General features: G+C 64.2%; 15 protein-coding genes. 13 read left to right on the forward strand and 2 right to left on the reverse strand.

The window, feature by feature from the left end; all coding sequences use genetic code 11:
* Positions 1-3: 3 nt before the first annotated feature.
* Positions 4-918 (reverse strand): LysR substrate-binding domain-containing protein, encoded by a 915-nt coding sequence (locus tag CWE01_RS16825; protein WP_100941668.1) that lies wholly within the window; start codon positions 916-918, stop codon positions 4-6.
* Positions 919-1,266: 348 nt separating this feature from the next.
* Here CWE01_RS16825 and CWE01_RS16830 point away from each other — a divergent pair, with 348 nt between their 5' ends.
* The 6 genes from CWE01_RS16830 (at position 1,267) to CWE01_RS16855 (ending at position 8,210) form a co-directional block, all read left to right on the forward strand.
* Positions 1,267-2,757: an aldehyde dehydrogenase gene (locus CWE01_RS16830; protein WP_100941669.1), complete on the forward strand. Its 1,491-nt coding sequence runs from the start codon at positions 1,267-1,269 to the stop codon at positions 2,755-2,757.
* Positions 2,758-2,831: 74 nt separating this feature from the next.
* Positions 2,832-4,466, forward strand: coding sequence for a GMC family oxidoreductase (locus CWE01_RS16835; protein WP_100941670.1), 1,635 nt, complete (start codon positions 2,832-2,834; stop codon positions 4,464-4,466).
* 296 nt (positions 4,467-4,762) lie between these two features.
* Entirely contained in the window at positions 4,763-5,749 is a 987-nt protein-coding gene (locus tag CWE01_RS16840; protein WP_100941671.1) for an ABC transporter substrate-binding protein, read from the forward strand.
* An 8-nt stretch (positions 5,750-5,757) separates the two neighbouring features.
* Positions 5,758-6,561, forward strand: a complete 804-nt coding sequence (locus tag CWE01_RS16845) for an ABC transporter permease (RefSeq protein ID WP_100941672.1) — start codon at positions 5,758-5,760, stop codon at positions 6,559-6,561.
* Positions 6,549-7,391 (forward strand): ABC transporter ATP-binding protein, encoded by an 843-nt coding sequence (locus tag CWE01_RS16850; protein ID WP_100941673.1) that lies wholly within the window; start codon positions 6,549-6,551, stop codon positions 7,389-7,391. Before CWE01_RS16845 ends, CWE01_RS16850 begins: the two co-directional genes overlap by 13 nt.
* Positions 7,392-7,574: 183 nt before the next feature.
* Positions 7,575-8,210, forward strand: a complete 636-nt coding sequence (locus CWE01_RS16855) for a LysE family translocator (protein WP_100941674.1) — start codon at positions 7,575-7,577, stop codon at positions 8,208-8,210.
* A 40-nt stretch (positions 8,211-8,250) separates the two neighbouring features.
* On the opposite strand, the gene CWE01_RS16860 is transcribed toward CWE01_RS16855, so the two are convergent.
* On the reverse strand, positions 8,251-9,921 hold the full coding sequence (locus CWE01_RS16860) for an NAD(P)H dependent flavin oxidoreductase family protein (RefSeq protein WP_100941675.1): 1,671 nt from the start codon (positions 9,919-9,921) through the stop codon (positions 8,251-8,253).
* Between the two features lie 78 nt (positions 9,922-9,999).
* Between CWE01_RS16860 and CWE01_RS16865 the strand changes: the two genes are divergently transcribed.
* From CWE01_RS16865 to CWE01_RS16895, 7 genes are all read left to right on the forward strand, one after another.
* A complete protein-coding gene (locus tag CWE01_RS16865; protein WP_100941676.1) occupies positions 10,000-11,487 on the forward strand; it encodes a PLP-dependent aminotransferase family protein in 1,488 nt (495 codons plus the stop codon).
* A gap of 99 nt (positions 11,488-11,586) precedes the next feature.
* Positions 11,587-12,258, forward strand: coding sequence for a GntR family transcriptional regulator (locus CWE01_RS16870; RefSeq protein WP_100941734.1), 672 nt, complete (start codon positions 11,587-11,589; stop codon positions 12,256-12,258).
* Positions 12,259-12,372: 114 nt separating this feature from the next.
* Positions 12,373-13,305, forward strand: a complete 933-nt coding sequence (locus tag CWE01_RS16875) for a 4-hydroxyproline epimerase (protein WP_100941677.1) — start codon at positions 12,373-12,375, stop codon at positions 13,303-13,305.
* Positions 13,302-14,417: an FAD-binding oxidoreductase gene (locus tag CWE01_RS16880; protein ID WP_100941678.1), complete on the forward strand. Its 1,116-nt coding sequence runs from the start codon at positions 13,302-13,304 to the stop codon at positions 14,415-14,417. Before CWE01_RS16875 ends, CWE01_RS16880 begins: the two co-directional genes overlap by 4 nt.
* A complete protein-coding gene (locus CWE01_RS16885) occupies positions 14,410-14,646 on the forward strand; it encodes a (2Fe-2S)-binding protein (RefSeq protein ID WP_100941679.1) in 237 nt (78 codons plus the stop codon). The genes CWE01_RS16880 and CWE01_RS16885 overlap by 8 nt, the downstream gene beginning before the upstream one ends.
* The gene (locus CWE01_RS16890; RefSeq protein WP_100941680.1) at positions 14,643-15,899 is read left to right on the forward strand and encodes an FAD/NAD(P)-binding oxidoreductase; all 1,257 of its coding nucleotides are present in this window, start codon (positions 14,643-14,645) and stop codon (positions 15,897-15,899) included. Before CWE01_RS16885 ends, CWE01_RS16890 begins: the two co-directional genes overlap by 4 nt.
* Positions 15,900-15,973: 74 nt before the next feature.
* Complete coding sequence (locus tag CWE01_RS16895; RefSeq protein WP_100941681.1) at positions 15,974-16,723, forward strand: AraC family transcriptional regulator; 750 nt, start codon at positions 15,974-15,976, stop codon at positions 16,721-16,723.
* Positions 16,724-17,012: the final 289 nt, after the last annotated feature.

Genomic DNA, 17,012 nt, shown 5'->3' on the forward strand with positions numbered 1-17,012 from the left:
CCCTCAGGCGTCCAGCTTGGGCGCCAGCACCTCGCGGCAGTGATCGACAAACAACTGCGCCGGCTTGGTCAGTTGCCCGCGGCGCAACCAGGCGGCGGACAACCCGGAGCCGGTGACCTGCTCGGCCAACGGCACGCGCACCACCTTCTGCCCGTCGTAGGTGTAATCGGAATGTGGCCGGGTGACCAGAATTGAAAAGCCGAACCCGCGCCCGACCATGCCCCGGACCATTTCAATGGAAGGCGAGCTGAACAGGATATGCGGGGTCAGGCCCAGCTCCTCGAAGATGCTCACAAAGTAGGTCCGACTGGGTTGCACATCCAGCAGCACCATCGGCTCCAGCACCAGGTCGTGCAACGAAACCTTGGCCTGGTGGGCGAAACGATGCCCTTCCGGTAACAACGCATAGGGTTGCTGCGGCGCCATCAAGGGTACGGTATCGATGGTGCTGTCCAGGTCATGTTCATAAAGAATGGCCAGATCGATACTGCCCGACGTCAGCGCCTGCACCAGCTCCTGTTGTTCGCCATCGCGAATACGGATCTCCACCCCCGGCCAGCGGTCGCGAAAGCCGGCGATCAGGCGCGGCAGATAGAGCGGCGCGACGGTTTCGAAACAGCCGATATCGATCTGCCCGGCGACCACGTCGTTGTCCGCCAGGGCGTTCTGCTCGAACTCGTGGGCCACTCGCAGCAGTTCCTGGGCCTTGCGGTAGAAACGCGCACCACTGGGTGTCAACGACACACCCTGGGCGTGATGGCGGATAAACAACTGCACGGCAAAGCTTTCTTCCAGGTGCTTGATCGCAGTCGACACCGAGGGCTGGGCGATATAGAGCTTGCGTGAGGCTTCGGCGACGCTGCCGCACTCGACAGTGGTGACGAAATATTTGAGTTGTCGCAAGTTGTAAGCGGCCATGGCTACCTCGCAAGTGGCAAAGCGAATGCATCAACATCGCCCATCAAGAATCGGGCCGGGTCGTCAGAAGCTTATACGCCAGCGGTAAAAACCGTACCGCGCGCACGGCCCTGACGGCGTGTGCATCCAGCCGATTTTGCGGTGTTCGCGAGACGCGAGAAACCAGTAAATTCCTGGGGCCTGATGCTAAAAAACCTCTCCAGGCGTGCACCGAGATGGCGCACGCCTGGTGAGTTTTTTTATCGATAGCGAAGACATTTTTACTCATTTCGTGGACCGCGCACTTCCCCCACTATCGGCACGACTGATCGTGGACATAGCCCATCAGAGGCTATTTTGGAGGGTGCAGTGACTGACTTGAACACGTGGCAACGGCTGGCGGGACAGCAGCGCCTGATCGATGTCGCCTGGATTGACGGGCGAGCCCATGCAGCGCAGGACGGCGCCACATTCGCCGTGATCAACCCCGCCACCAACGCCTTGCTCGCACGGGTCACGGCCTGCGCGGACGCCGATATCGACAAGGCCGTGCGGGTGGCCCGCCACAGTTTCGACAGCGGGCCCTGGGCCCGGATGCTGCCCAGGGAACGCAAGGCGATTCTGCTGCGACTCAGCGAGCTGATCCTGGCCCATCGCGAGGAATTGGCGTTGCTCGACTCCCTGAGCATGGGCAAACCGGTCATGGATGCCTACACCCTCGATGTTCCCGGCGCGGCCCAGGTGTTTGCCTGGTATGCCGAAAGTCTCGACAAGCTCTACGACCAGGTGGCGCCCACCGGCCCGGGCACCCTGGCGACCATCACCCGCGTGCCGTTGGGCGTTATCGCCGCCGTGGTGCCGTGGAATTTCCCCCTGGACATGGCGGCCTGGAAAGTCGCGCCGGCCCTCGCGGCCGGCAACAGCGTGATCCTCAAGCCCGCCGAGCAATCCCCCTTCTCCGCCCTGCGCCTGGCTGAGCTGGCGCTTGAAGCCGGTGTGCCGCCCGGGGTGTTCAATGTGGTCACGGGCCTCGGCGAACAGGCCGGGCGCGCCCTGGGCCTGCACCCGGATATCGACGCGCTGGCCTTCACCGGCTCGACCCAGGTCGGCAAATACTTCATGCAGTACGCGGCGCAATCCAACCTCAAGCAGGTCTGGCTGGAATGTGGCGGCAAAAGCCCGAACCTGGTGTTCGCCGATTGCCAGGACCTGGACCTGGCGGCGGAAAAGGCCGCCTTCGGGATTTTCTTCAACCAGGGTGAAGTCTGTTCGGCCAACTCGCGCCTGCTGGTCGAGCGCTCCATCCACGACGAGTTCGTCGAGCGCCTGCAGGAAAAGGCCCGCCACTGGCAGCCTGGCGATCCGCTGGACCCGGCCAGCCGGATGGGCGCGATGGTCGACGCCCGGCAGGCCGCTCGGGTGATGGACTACATCGGCCAAGCCAGTACCGACGGCGCCCGACGGGTAGCCGGTGGTGAACGGCTGACGATCAACGGCTCGAACAACTTCATCCAGCCGACGCTGTTCACCCAGGTCAGCCCCGACATGCGCCTGTCCCGCGAGGAAGTCTTCGGCCCGGTGCTGGCGATCACCGCCTTCGACGATGAAGACCATGCCGTACGGATGGCCAACGACCATATCTATGCCCTGGCCGCGTCGCTGTGGAGCGACGACCTCAACCGCGCCCATCGCGTGGCGGCCCGTTTGAATGCCGGCACCGTGTCGGTCAATACCGTGGATGCGCTGGACGTCAGCGTGCCCTTTGGCGGCGGCAAGCAATCGGGCTTCGGCCGCGACCTGTCGCTGCATTCATTCGACAAATACACCCAGTTGAAGACCACCTGGTTTCAGTTGCGCTGAATCCCGGGTAGCCCACGACCTCGCGGGCCGGCGTCGCCGCCCGCGTCAATCCATCAACTAGCAGGGAAAAGCGCATGAACACGCACTTCGACTATGTCATCGTCGGTGCCGGCTCCTCCGGCTGTGTACTGGCGAACCGCTTGAGTGCCGACCCGACCCTCAGCGTCTGCCTGATCGAAGCCGGCGGCCACGACAACAGCCCGCGAATCCAGACGCCGGCAGGCACCATTACCCTGTACAAGAGCAAAAAGTACAGCTGGAACTTTTTCTCCGCACCGCAGAAGAACCTCGCCGGCCGGACCTTGCACACCCCACGGGGCAAGGCCCTCGGCGGCTCCAGCTCGATGAACAGCATGATCTACATTCGCGGCCACGCCAGCGACTACGATCGCTGGGCGCAGGCCGGCTGCCCCGGCTGGGACTGGGACAGCGTGTTGCCGTACTTCAGGAAGTCGGAGAACAACCGGCTCGGCCAGGACCCGCGCCGGCATGGCAGCGCCGGTGAGCTGAACGTCGAGGCCGCGCGCGATCCCAATCCGCTGTCGAAGCTGTTCGTCCAGGCCGCCGAACGCCTGGGCCTGCGCCGCAACGACGACTTCAACGGCGAGCAGCTCGAGGGCTGCGGCATCTACAACCTGACGCAAAAGGATGCCCGCCGCCTCTCCAGCTACCGGGCCTTTGTCGCGCCGGTGATCGATCGCCCGAACCTGACCGTGGTCACCGACTGCACCGTGCATTCGCTGATCCTTGAGCGGCGCACGGCCAAAGGCGTCAGGGTCGAGGTGGAAGGCAACCGACAAACCCTGCATGCCAGCCGTGAAGTCATCCTTTGCGCGGGCGCGCTGGGAAGCCCGCAGTTGCTGCTGGCCTCCGGCATCGGCCCGGCGCAGGAGCTGCAAGCCGCCGGGATCGAGGTCGAGCATGACCTGCCCGGCGTCGGCAAGAACCTGCAGGACCATATCGACGGACTGGTCACCGTTCGCTCCAGAAGCCCGCTGACGCTGGGCTTTTCACTGGGGTCCCTGCCCAGCATCCTCAGCGCGCCGCTGCGCTACCTGCTGGCCAGAAAAGGCTGGCTGACCACCAACTATGTCGAGGCCGGCGGCTTTGCCCGGACGCCCCTGGCGGACGCTCTGCCCGACGTGCAGTTCCACTTCGTCCCCGGTTATCGCAGCCATCGCGGCCGGCTGTTCGAATGGGGCCACGGCTATGCCGTGCACACCTGCGTCTTACGCCCCAAGAGCATCGGCGCGCTGCACCTGGACCGTGACCGCAAGCTGGTCATCGATTTCAACTTCCTCTCCGATCCCGTCGACGCCAAGGTGCTGATCGAAGGTTTGAAGCTGGCCCGACGCATTCTCGCCGCCCCGCAGTTCGACGGGATTCGCGGCAAGGAGATGCTGCCCGGCGAGGCCGTACAGACCGATGAGCAACTGCTGACTTACGTGCGCGACTACGCCTCGACGGTGTTCCACCCCGTGGGCACCTGCAAGATGGGTGTCGACCCCATGAGCGTGGTCGGCCCGGACTTGAAAGTCCATGGCCTGAAAGGGCTGCGGGTGGTCGACGCCTCGATCATGCCGACCCTGATCAGCGGCAACACCAATGCACCGTGCATCATGATCGGTGAGAAGGCCGCCGATCTGATCCTGCTGCGCGCCCCCCTGACCGCCGCCGGCATTCGCGACAACGAGCGCCTGACCGGTTGATTGCAGCCCCCAAGGAAAAACGCTGCCACCCGGAGCCGGGCGGCGGCGTTTTTCAGCTTGCCCGCCCGCCAGAACCCCCGCCGCAGAGGCTTTTCGTCCCAGCAGGCCTACCCAGTTTTTTCCTCTTTAGCGACGACATATTTACTAATTTTCCTGGCCCGCCACATCAGCCAATATCAATCTCGCCCCAACAGAGGCACAAGGTCCGTCAGAGACCCCAGGTTGTTCAGTTTTTGGCGTCTTGCCCCACTGCCCCGACACATACGAACTAAAAACCAACGTTCCGGGAGTGCTCAATGATCAAGTCTTTCGTCTCGCGCTGCATACGTCCGCTGGCCCTGACCGCTATCGCCGCCGGCGTTGCCGGTGGTGCCCAGGCCGGCACCCTGTCGATCGGTCACACCACCTGGGTCGGCTACGGCACCCTGTACCTGGCCCAGGACCTGGGTTACTTCAAGGACAAGGGCCTGACCGTGGAACTGCCGACCATCGAAGAAGCCTCCATGTACATGGCCGCGCAGGCCTCGGGCAAACTGTCCGGCTCGGCGTCGACCCTGGATGAAATCCTCAAGTACCGCCCGCAATTCTGCTTCAAGGCCGTCGCCGCGCTGGACGAAAGCCATGGCGGCGACGGCGTCCTGGTGGGCAAGGACGTCAACAGCCTGCAAGAGCTCAAGGGCAAGGCCGTGGCCGTCAATGAAGGCTCCGTCTCGCAGTTCTGGCTCAACTACCTGCTGAAGAACGCCGGCATGAAGATGAGCGACCTGACCATCCAGAACATGACCGCCGACGACGCGGCCACCGCCTTTATCGCCGGCCGCGTACCGGCCGCCGTGACCTGGGAGCCGCACCTGAGCACCGTGCGCGAAAAACACACCGGCAAGGTGTTGATCGACAGCAGCAGTACCCCTGGGGTGATCGTCGATGTGGTGGCCTTGAACTGCGATGTCGTCGAAAAACAACCGGAGGATGTCAAAGCCCTGGTCGCCGGCTTGTACAAGGCGGTGAAGTACACCCAGGAACATCCGAAGGAAGCCTACGCGATCATGGCCAAGGGCGTCGGCGGCTACCTGGCGGACCCGGCGGAACTCGCCTCGGCGGCCAAGGGCGTGCGTTTCTATGACCAGGCCATGAGCGAAGCCCTGCTGGGCAGCAATGGCAGCAAGGGTGCCGCCGAAAGCGTGCTCAAGCTGGCCAACGAGACCGCCAGCGAGTTGCAAGGCAAGCCTTACAACGTCAGCTACGCCGACCTGATCGACAATCGCTTCATCACCCCGAAATAGGAGGCGGCATGTCCAAGCGTAATTCGTGGTTGAACCGCTGCCTCACGCCCAAGACCGGCTTGCCGGTCCAGGTGGTCTGGAGCGCCAGCGGGCTGGCCTGGGTACTGCTGATCGGGCTCTGGGCGGTGCTGTCCTATGGCGGCGTGGTGCCGGCGATGTTCCTGCCCACCCCGGGCGCCGTGCTGGAGGCGGCGCTACGCCTGAGCCGTGACGGCACCCTGGGGCCGCATGTCTGGGCCAGTGTGGAAGTGGTGATGGTCGGTTTTATCATCTCTTCGCTGGTGGCGGTGCCCATCGGTTTGCTGATGGGCAGCTTCCGGGTGGTGCAGGCGTTCCTCGAGCCGCTGGTCAACTTTATCCGCTACCTGCCGGTCACCTCGTTCGTGCCGCTGTTCATCCTGTGGATCGGCATCGGCCTGGAACAACGGGTCTCGGTGATTATCTTCGGGGTGTTTTTCCAGCAACTGGTGATGATTGCCGACGTGTCCAAGGGCGTGTCCAAGGACCTGGTCAACGCCTCCTACACCCTGGGTTCCAACCGCATGGATGCGGTCCTGCATGTGATCGCCCCGGCATCACTGCCGGGGGTGCTGGATACCCTGCGGGTGACCATGGGCTGGGCCTGGACCTACCTGGTCGTGGCCGAACTGGTGGCGGCCTCCAGCGGCCTGGGCTACCTCAGCCTCAAGGCCATGCGCGGCTTCCAGGTCGACGTGATTTTCCTGGCGATCGCTGTTATCGGCCTGTTGGGGCTGGTCACCGATCAACTGTTCAGACTTCTTCGCTTGAAGGTGGCCGCATGGGCTCAGTAACGGCAACATCCCCCCGGCTCGTCACGCCAATGAACATCGCCCCCAGCGCCGCCCCGCGCCTGCGTGTCGACAGCGTCAGCCTGCAGTACAAAACGCCTTCGGGCGGCACCTTCACCGCCCTGGAGAAGGTCTCGTTCGAGGTCCCCGACCAGCAGTTCGCCGTGCTGGTCGGGCCTTCGGGCTGCGGCAAGTCCAGCCTGCTCTACCTGACGGCGGGACTGGCCGAGCCCACCTCGGGCGACATCTACGTCGGCGGCCAACTGGTCGACGGCCCGGGTGCCGACCGTGGCATGGTGTTCCAGAGCTATACCCTGTTTCCCTGGCTGACGGTGCGCAAGAACATCGAGTTCGGCCTCAAGCGCCGTGGCATCGCCACCGCGGAGCGCCGCGAGACGGTGGACTACTACCTGAATGAAGTCGGCCTGCTGAAGTTTGCCGATAACTATTCCAAGCAGCTTTCCGGGGGAATGATGCAGCGGGTCGCGATAGCCCGTGCCCTGGCCAACGACCCGCAGATCCTGCTGATGGATGAGCCCTTCGGCGCGCTGGACAGCCAGACGCGCTTGCAGATGCAACAGTTGCTGCTGAAGGTCTGGGAGAACACCAAGAAGACCGTGCTGTTCGTGACCCATGATATCGACGAAGCCATCCTGCTGGGTGACCGCATCTTCGTCATGGGCGCCCGGCCAGGACGGATCAAGGAGGTGCTGGATGTGCCCATCGGTCGCCCGAGAAACCTGGACATGGTCATGGACCCGGGGTTTATCCGGATGAAGCGGGAGATCTTTCATCTGCTGCATGATGGGCCGCAAGACCACCAGGCCGGGTAAGAATCAGGCAGAGAGCATTTCCCGAGGATGAGAAAGCCCAATCGTGACCGATTGGGCCGAATCACAACGGCGAGCGCTGTATGACGTTTTGTCAGTCAATCTGTATCTAACAGGCTCACATCGCCCCCTCTATTATCCTGCGCTCCATCCAGATGCCTCCCATCGGCCTCAAGGAGCTACGCCATGCCCGAACTGTCCAACCTGCTTGCCTACGGCCTGATCTCACTCGGCATGGTGCTGACGCCCGGGCCGAACATGATCTATCTGATCTCGCGGTCGATCTGCCAGGGACGCATGGCCGGACTGATTTCCCTGGGCGGCGTGGCACTGGGTTTTGTCGTCTATATGTTTTGCGCCGCATTGGGCATCACCGCCCTGCTCCTGGCGGTTCCCTACGCCTATGATGTCCTGCGCCTCGGCGGCGCGCTCTACCTGCTCTACCTGGCCTGGCAGGCGGTCAAGCCCGGCGGCCGCTCGCCGTTCCAGGTGCGCGACCTGCCCAAGGACAGCCCGCGCAAGCTGTTCACCATGGGCTTTGTCACCAACCTGTTGAATCCCAAAGTCGCGGTCATGTACTTGTCACTGTTGCCCCAATTCATCGACCCCGTCGGCCATGACAGCGTGCTGACCCAATCCCTTGTGCTCGGCTTTACCCAGATCGTCATCAGCGTCAGCGTCAACGCGCTGATCGCTGTCATGGCGGGTTCCATCGCGGCATTTCTCGCCAACAGGCCAGTGTGGCAGATCGTGCAACGCTGGCTGATGAGCACGGTGCTCACAGGCTTGGCCGTGCGCATGGCCGTCGAGGGGCGGCGCTAAAGCCGGCTGTTTGCGCTTGAACGCAAAAGGGCGACAGCCATCAGCCCCCCTGACCGATCAGGATATCCTCGAAGAACGCCCCGACCGCTTCGGTGGGATGGCAGAGCTGGATTTCCAGGACCCAGACCATCTCGCTCGGCACAATCTCCAGCTCGGCCAGCTTCTCCTGCCCGAACAAGGCGTGGGGGAAATCGGCGATGCGGTGTCCGGCCAGGTTGCGCTCCAGTCTCCAGCCTTTCGAGTCGGCGCTGCGTTCGGCGAAATCATAGAGCTCGCGGCCGGTCAGCCCCTGGTGCCAGGCCTCGCGGGTTTCGTCGAACACCTCGTGCAAGGCCTTGACGCACGCCTGGTGCAGCGGATGCTCGCCGAAGACGAAGGTGTCGCCATAATCGCCTTCATAACCGTCCCACACCGGGCCGAGATCGACCACGGCGATATCGGTCGCGCGTAGCTGGCGTTGCGGATCGATGCCCTGGCGTGGCGTGCGCACGGTATCGTCGCCAAAACGGATATAGGTCGGATGCCAGGTGTGGGACGAGCCCATGGCTTGCAACTGCTGATTGGCCATCTCCAGGGCCTCGGCGGTGGTCATCCCGACCCGCAGTTGGCTGGCGATCGAGGCAAGGGCGCGGACCGATTGCTCGCGGGCGGCCAACATGCCGTCCAGGGAATAACGCGGACCGACTTTTTCCCAGACCGGATCCAGCGGCTTGAGCGTCGACTCGGGCAGCGACACACCGCTGGGCACAAAGGCCTCGGCGACAAAACGGTGAGCCGGCACACCCGCCGCGAGGCAGTATTCGCGGACATCGCGGATCATCGTGCTGTTACCGCAGGCATAGACCTGAGCCTCTGCCCAGGGATGCGCCTGCTCAAAGGCAACCTGCTGCACCCGCGCCTCCGACGACAGCACCGGGTGCCAGGAAAAGCCGGGGGACTCGGCCTGTGCCTGGTCCAGGAACTCGCGGTCGTAAAAATCCTCGGGCTGCGAGCCGCCCCAGTACAACGTCACCTCGGCGCCCCGGGCCAAGGCGGTCAGCAGCAGCGGCTTGATCCCGGCATAACCGGTTCCCGTGGCGAACAGCACCAGGGGACGAGCGTCTTCGTGCTGCCAGGTACAGGCACCCAACGGACCTTCCAGGGTCAACGCATGACCGACATCCAAGGTCGCCAGGACCTGCTCGGAAAACCGTCCGCCGCTGACCCGACGAATATGAAAGACCAATTGGCCGCCCTCTTGCGCCGGGAGATTGGCAATGGAGAAACACCGACTGTCGCCATCGTCGAGGCGAAAGCGGACGTACTGGCCGGCGCGAACCTCAACCGGTTCCAGGGTTTCCGGCATCAGCACCAGCTCGGTGATATCGGAGCTCAGTGCACGCTTGCCCAGGACCCGCACGGGGATTTCCAGCGTGGGCGTGTCCAGCGACCAGCCGGGGATTTCCAGGCGCATATCGGCGCAGGCATGGCTCTGGCACAACAGCATTTCATCGGCGGCCAGCGGGTAGGAAGGTGCCGGAGCGTCCGCGGCGAGGACCTTGTCACGGTACTGCCCCGCCACGACCTTGACCTTGCACGAGCCGCACGCCCCGCGACGGCAGGAGAACGGCACCGACAGGCCGCTGGCGAGCATGGCGTCGAGCAGCAGCTCGTCACCGGCTTCGAAGGTTTTGCCCGAGGGCGACAACTCAATGACATGGCGTGCGTTCATAAGGACCTCGGGGGTGAATGAGAGCCAATTGTTGCGTTAGACTAGGACCATTAAAACCTCCAGTTTTGGATAGTTCAGATGGTCCAGATGCGTAAATGGCGTCCCCTGCTCAATCTGGAGGGGAGCGAGACTCAAGCGTCCTACCGCAAGATTGTCGAAGGCCTGGTGACCGCGATTGTCGACGGACGCCTCACGCCCGGGACCTTGCTGCCCGGCACGCGGGAAATGGCGCGCTTGCTCGACGTCAACCGCAAGACCGTGATCCTGGCCTACGAGGAAGCCCTGACCAAAGGCTGGCTGGTCAGCGAACCGCGCCGGGGCACCTTCGTCAACGCGCAACTGGCCCCCACGGCCATCGCCCGCAGCACCCCGCCCGCCTTCGCGCTGGCACTGCGGGCGCAACCCGCGGTGCCGTATTTCACCCCGGGCGAGCAGGCGACGGCACTGCAACATCATCCTGGCGCGCTGTTCTTCGACAACGGCGCCTGTGACCACCGCTTGCTGCCGCAAGCCGTGCTGCATCGCTATTACCGCAACGCGCTGCGCAAGAGTTTCGTCTCCAATACCGTGCGCCACGGCTGTGACGGCACCAGTCATGCGTTGCGCCGGGCGCTGGCCGAGATGCTGCGCAACAATCGCGGCCTGACCGTCGAGGCCGGGCATATCTGCCTGACCCAGGGCGTACAGATGTCGCTGTACCTGACCGCCAGCGCGCTGCTGGAACCCGGTGACGTGGTGCTGGTGGAACGCCTGAGCTATCCGCCGGCGTGGGAGATCTTCCGTAAATTGGGCGCGCGCCTGGTCACCGTGGACCTGGACAGCGAAGGCTGCCGGGTCGATCAGATCGACGCGCTGTGCCGGCTGCACAAGGTGCGGATGATCTATCTCACCCCCCATCACCAGTTCCCCACCACTGTCAGCCTGCATGCCGGGCGCCGACAACAACTGCTGGCCTTGGCCAGGCAGCATGATTTCTGCGTGATCGAGGAAGACTACGACTACGAGTATCACTTTGACGGTCGCCCCTACCTGCCCCTGGCCAGCGACAGCGCCCAGCGCCATGTGATTTATATCGGCTCGCTGTCCAAGTCCCTGGGCTCGACCTTCCGCTGCAGCTATGTGGTCGCGCCCACCAACGTGATCGAGGTGCTGAACCGCAACGCCGCGCTGACCCTGGGCCAGGGTGATGCGGTGTCGCAGCAGATGCTGGTGGACCTGATCAATGACGGTGAACTGAAAAAGCACCTGCGCCGCGTTTCAAAGGAATACCGGCAGCGTCGGGAAATCCTCCATCGCTGCCTGGTGGAGGGCTTTGGCGAACGCATTGCGGTGCAGGAGCCCGAAGGCGGCCTGGCGCTGTGGGTGCGTTTCGCGGACGAGATAAACGTCGGCCAACTGGTGGAAAAGGCCCTGGAGTTCGACCTGGTGGTGCGCAACAGCCGCCAGTTCTCGCCCACGGATCAACCGGAGAATGCATTACGCTTGGGTTTTGCCTCACTGGATCGCGATGAAATCCGAGAGGCCACGCGGCGTTTGGCGCAGGCGGCGCAAGCCATCGCCCGCTAGATGTCGCGCGCCACTGGCTTGACCGTCCGCACCATCACCCAGGAACAGCCAGAAGATTTCGTATACCATCTGCACAACTCATCTCGAACGATCAGAACCGTGGCCCTACCAAAACTCAACGCTCCCGACCTCGGCAACTCGCCTTCGACGTCGGAAATCATCACCCGTCATCTGCGCGACGCCATTGTCGCCGGGCATTTCGCCGAGGATGAGCCGATTCGCCAGGACGATATCGCCCGGCAGTTCAACGTCAGCAAGATTCCGGTGCGCGAAGCCCTCAAGCGCCTGGAGGCCGAAGGCCTGGTGATGTTCCAGCGCAATCGCGGGGCGATGGTCACGCGGGTGTCGGATGCGGAACTGGCGCAGATGTTCGAAGTGCGCATGCTGCTGGAAGACAAGGTGCTGCGCCTGGCGATTCCGAACATGACCGAAGAGACCTTCGCCCGTGCCGAACGCATCTGCCAGGAGTTTATCGGTGAAGATGATGTGGGCCGCTGGGCCGAACTCAACTGGGAACTGCACGCCTGCCTCTACGAACCGGCGCAACGACCGTTTCTGGTGGGCCTGATCCGTTCGGTCAACGACAAGCTGGAGCGCTACCTGCGCATGCAGATGAGCCTTTCCGCCGGCAAGGAACGCGCCGACCACGAACACCGGGAAATTCTCGCGGCCTGTCGCGCAGGCGATGTGGATCGCGCGGTGACGCTGCTCGACGAGCATATCGCCGGCGTCTGCAAGACCCTGTTCGAACACCTGCCCCACAGCCACTGACGGTGTCGCGCACTGTGCTGATTTCGTCATCGGCACAGGCTAAAACCCTCAAGCCGACGCGCCCCTCTCCAGGCCACTCTGTCCGTCACTTATCGGAACGGACGTGGCCCTCCCATGAAACGCATCAGCGTGATCGACTCCCACACCGGCGGCGAACCCACCCGCCTGGTGACCGCCGGTTTTCCTGACCTGGGCACCGGTAGCATGGCCGAGCGCCGGCAACGGCTGGCCGAAGAACACGACCAGTGGCGCGCGGCCTGCGTGCTCGAACCACGGGGCAGCGATGTGCTGGTCGGCGCCCTGCTCTGTAAGCCGGTGGACCCGAGCGCCTGTGCCGGAGTGATTTTCTTCAACAACACCGGTTACCTAGGCATGTGCGGCCACGGCACCATCGGCCTGGTGGCCTCCCTGGCGCACCTGGGCAGGATCGGTCCTGGCACCCACAGCATCGAGACGCCGGTGGGCACGGTGCAGGCAACCTTGCACGAAGACCATTCGGTAAGCGTGCGTAACGTCCCGGCCTATCGTTACCAGAAAGCCCTGGCGCTGGAGGTGCCGGGCATCGGCCAGGTCATTGGCGATATCGCCTGGGGCGGCAACTGGTTTTTCCTGATCGCCGAACATGGCCTGGACATCGCCGGCGACAACCTCGAGGCACTGACCGCCTATACCTTCGCTGTCCAGCAAGCCCTGGAGGCCCAGGGTATTCGCGGTGAAGATGGCGGGTTGATCGACCATATCGAGCTGTTCGCCGATGACGAACACGCCGACAGCCGCAACTTTGTCCTCTGTCCCGGCAAGGCCTACGACCGCTCCCCTTGCGGCACGGGCACCAGCGCCAAACTGGCGTGCCTGGCGGCCGACGACAAGTTGCAACCGGGGCAGATCTGGCGTCAGGCCAGTGTGATCGGCAGCGAGTTCGAGGGTTCCTACGAGCATCAGGGCGAGCGCATTGTGCCGACCATTCGCGGCCGTGCCTTTATCAGCGCCGAGGCCAGCCTGATCATCGAACAGGACGACCCGTTCGCCTGGGGCATTCGCCCGTGAACGAGGGCCGGGTGGCCGATGTGATCGTGATCGGCGCCGGCATCGTCGGTGCCGCCTGTGCCCAGGCGCTGGCCCGTCGCGGCGTGCAGGTTCTGGTGCTGGACGCCGGCCTGCCCGGGGCGACGGCGGCGGGCATGGGGCATTTGCTGGTGCTCGACGACAATCCGGCCGAACTGGCCCTCAGCCAATACTCCCTGCAACGCTGGCGCGAAACGGCAGCGGTGTTGCCCGACGGCTGCGCCTACCGCAGCAACGGCACCCTGTGGCTGGCAGCCAATGCCGAAGAAATGGCCGTCGCCCAGGCTAAATACCTGAACTTGCAGGCCCAAGGCGTGGCCTGCGAGTTGATCGGCCGCAGCGCCTTGCGCCAACGTGAACCCGAGTTGCGCGAAGGCCTGGAAGGCGGGCTGCTGATCAATGGCGACGGCATTCTCTATGCCCCGGCGACGGCCCATTGGATGCTCGCAAGCGCCAATATCCGCCAGCGTCGTGCGCGGGTCAGTGAAGTCGACGGCAACTGTGTGCGCCTCGACGATGGTCACTGGCTGAAGGCCGATGCGGTGATTCTGGCCAACGGCGTCCAGGCCAGCGACTTGTGCCCGGAATTGCCGATCGTGCCGAAAAAGGGCCACTTGCTGATCACCGACCGTTACCCCGGAAAAGTCACCCACACCCTGGTGGAACTCGGTTACGTCACCAGTGCCCACAACGCCAGCGGCCCTTCGGCGGCGTGCAATATCCAGCCGCGTCCGACCGGGCAACTGTTTATAGGCGCCTCGCGGCAATTCGGCACCCGCGATCCGCAGGTCGAAGGCTGGATGCTCGCCAAGATGCTCAAGCGCGCCATCGAGTACATGCCCGGGTTGGCACAACTCAATGGCATCCGCGCCTGGACCGGCTTTCGCGCCGCCAGCCCCGACGGTTTGCCGCTGGTGGGCCAGCATCCGCAACGCCAGGGCTTGTGGCTGGCCGTCGGCCACGAAGGCCTGGGGGTCACCACGGCACCCGGCACCGCCGACCTGCTGGTGGCGCAACTGTTCGATGAAACACCGCCGTTGGCCGCACTGCCTTATCTGCCGCAACGTTTTCTCGGGGAGCCGGTTTATGCCTGAATTACTGCTGGACGGCCACGTCCTCAGGGTTGCCGAAGGGACCAGCGTCGCCGCCGCATTGGCGCTCGGCGGCGATGGTTGCACCCGCACTTCGGTCAGCGGCCAGCGCCGTGCGCCCCTGTGCGGCATGGGTATTTGCCAGGAGTGCCGGGTGAGCATCGACGGGCGCCGTCGTCTGGCCTGCCAGACCCTCTGTCGTGACGGCATGCGCGTGGAGACCCAAGCATGAGCGCATACGCCGATCTGCTGATCATCGGCGCCGGTCCCGCCGGTATGGCCGCCGCCCTCGCCGCGGCACCCAGCGGCGCACGCATCGTCATCCTCGATGACAACCCGCTGCCCGGCGGACAAATCTGGCGCGACGGGCCGCAGGCCAAGCTGCCGAAGCAGGCCCATCGTCTGCGCGAGCAACTGGAGAACCACAGCAATATCCAACGCCATGCCAGCACCCGGGTGATTGCCTGCGCCGGTCCGAAACAGCTGCTGGTCGAGGACGATGAACGCGGCTGGGTGATTGCCTACGACAAACTGATCCTGTGTACCGGCGCCCGCGAATTGCTGCTGCCCTTCCCCGGCTGGACCCTGCCAGGCGTCACCGGTGTGGGCGGACTCCAGGCGCTGATCAAGGGCGGATTGCCGGTGCGGGAGGAACGTGTGGTGATTGCCGGCAGCGGCCCCTTGCTGCTGGCCAGCGCCGCGACAGCCCGACACAACGGCGCCCGGGTGCTGCGTATCGCCGAGCAGGCGAGCAGCAACGCCGTCGCCGGATTCGCCGCGCAACTGCCGCGCTGGCCGGACAAACTGCTGCAGTCGTTCAGCCTGTTCGACCACCACTATCGAACCAACAGCCATGTACTCGCCGCCCTGGGCACGGATCGCCTGGAAGGCGTGCGCCTGCAACAGCAGGGCAAAATCGTCGAGCTGGCCTGCGATCGTCTGGCCTGCGGTTTCGGCCTGATCCCCAATACCCAGCTCGGCCAGGCCCTGGGCTACGCACTCGATGGCCAGGCCCTGGCGGTGGATGCCTGGCAGGCCGGCAGCCGCGCCGATCATTACGCGGCGGGCGAATGCACCGGTTTCGGCGGCAGTGAGCTGTCCCTGGTCGAAGGTGCGATTGCCGGGCACGCGGCGGTCGGTGAGCGTCCACAGGCCCAGGCGTTGTGGCCACTACGGACACGCTGGCAGGGGTTTGCCAAGGTCTTGAACCACACCTTCCGCCTCAAGCCACAACTCAAGTCACTGGCCCAGGCCGACACCCTGGTGTGCCGCTGCGAAGACGTGCCCTACGCCGCACTGGTGCCACACGCCGACTGGCGCGAAGCCAAACTGGCCACCCGCTGCGGCATGGGCGCCTGCCAGGGCCGGGTCTGTGGCGGCGCCGTGCAGCAGTTGTTCGGCTGGCAACCCTCGGCGCCGCGTCCGCCCTTCAGCCCGGCGCGGATCGAGACCTTGTTGTGCCTGGACGACTCGCCCCCGGCCTGAATGCCGGCCCGGGGCTTCCGGGCCCGGCGCCGAGCCTCTATGATCCAGAAGATCGTCCCCAGGCTTCCAGCACCATGTATGCCTCGCTCAGCCACTTCAAACCCTGCGACCTGCCGACCCTGCTGAGCAGCTTGCAGCCGATTGCGCCACTGCTCGATACCCTGTCGGACGTGGTGTTCTTCATCAAGGACTGCGAGGCCCGCTACGCCTTCGTCAACCAGACACTGGCCCGGCGCTGCGGCTTCAAGGAGAGTGCCGAGCTGCTCGGGCGCACCGCCGACATGGTCTTCCCGGAACGCTTCGGCCCGCTCTACACCGCGCAGGATCGGCGAGTGCTGTCGAGCGGTCGCGAGCTGGCCGACCAGCTTGAGCTGCACCTCTATTACGGCAACCAGCCGATCTGGTGCCTGACCCATAAACTCGCGCTACTGGATACCCAAGGTCATATCGTCGGCCTGGCCGGGATCTCCCGGGATTTGCAACTGCCGCAGTCCAGCCACCCGGCCTTCCCGAAACTCGCGGCGGTGGATGCGCATATCCGCAGCCACTTCTCCCGGCCCATCAGCCTGGCCGAACTGACGGCGATTGCCGGGTTCTCGGTGGCGCAACTGGAGCGTCACTGCAAGCGGGTGTTCCAGCTCACCCCACGGCAGATGATTCACAAGGCGCGCCTGGAAGAGTCCTCGCGTCTGTTACTGGACACCGACTTGCCGATCACCGAGATCGCCCTGCGCTGCGGTTACACCGACCACAGCGCCTTCAGCCGCCAGTTCCGCGCCCTGACCAGCCTGGCGCCCAGCCAATACCGCGACAGCCGTCGCTGAGCCTCCCCCCCTTGAAACCACATAACACTGTTGTGTGGTTTCACTGTGGGAGCGGAGCTTGCCCGCGAAGAGGCCCTTGAGGCCGCCAAAAGCTTCGCGGGCAAGCTCCGCTCCCACAATGACATTGAGTCGGCGCTGGCTGGAGGCGGTGTTCCTTTAAAGGGCGTTGCCGCGAAAACATGCTCCCTTCTGTAACACCCTCTCCCCCTCTATCGGCGAGCACCTGACCCCCAGTTCCCTGACAACCCCTCTAACCCGAGGGCCAACGAAGAATTCATGTTCTGACGTT

This window comes from Pseudomonas sp. QS1027 (assembly GCF_002814235.1).
GTDB lineage: Bacteria > Pseudomonadota > Gammaproteobacteria > Pseudomonadales > Pseudomonadaceae > Aquipseudomonas.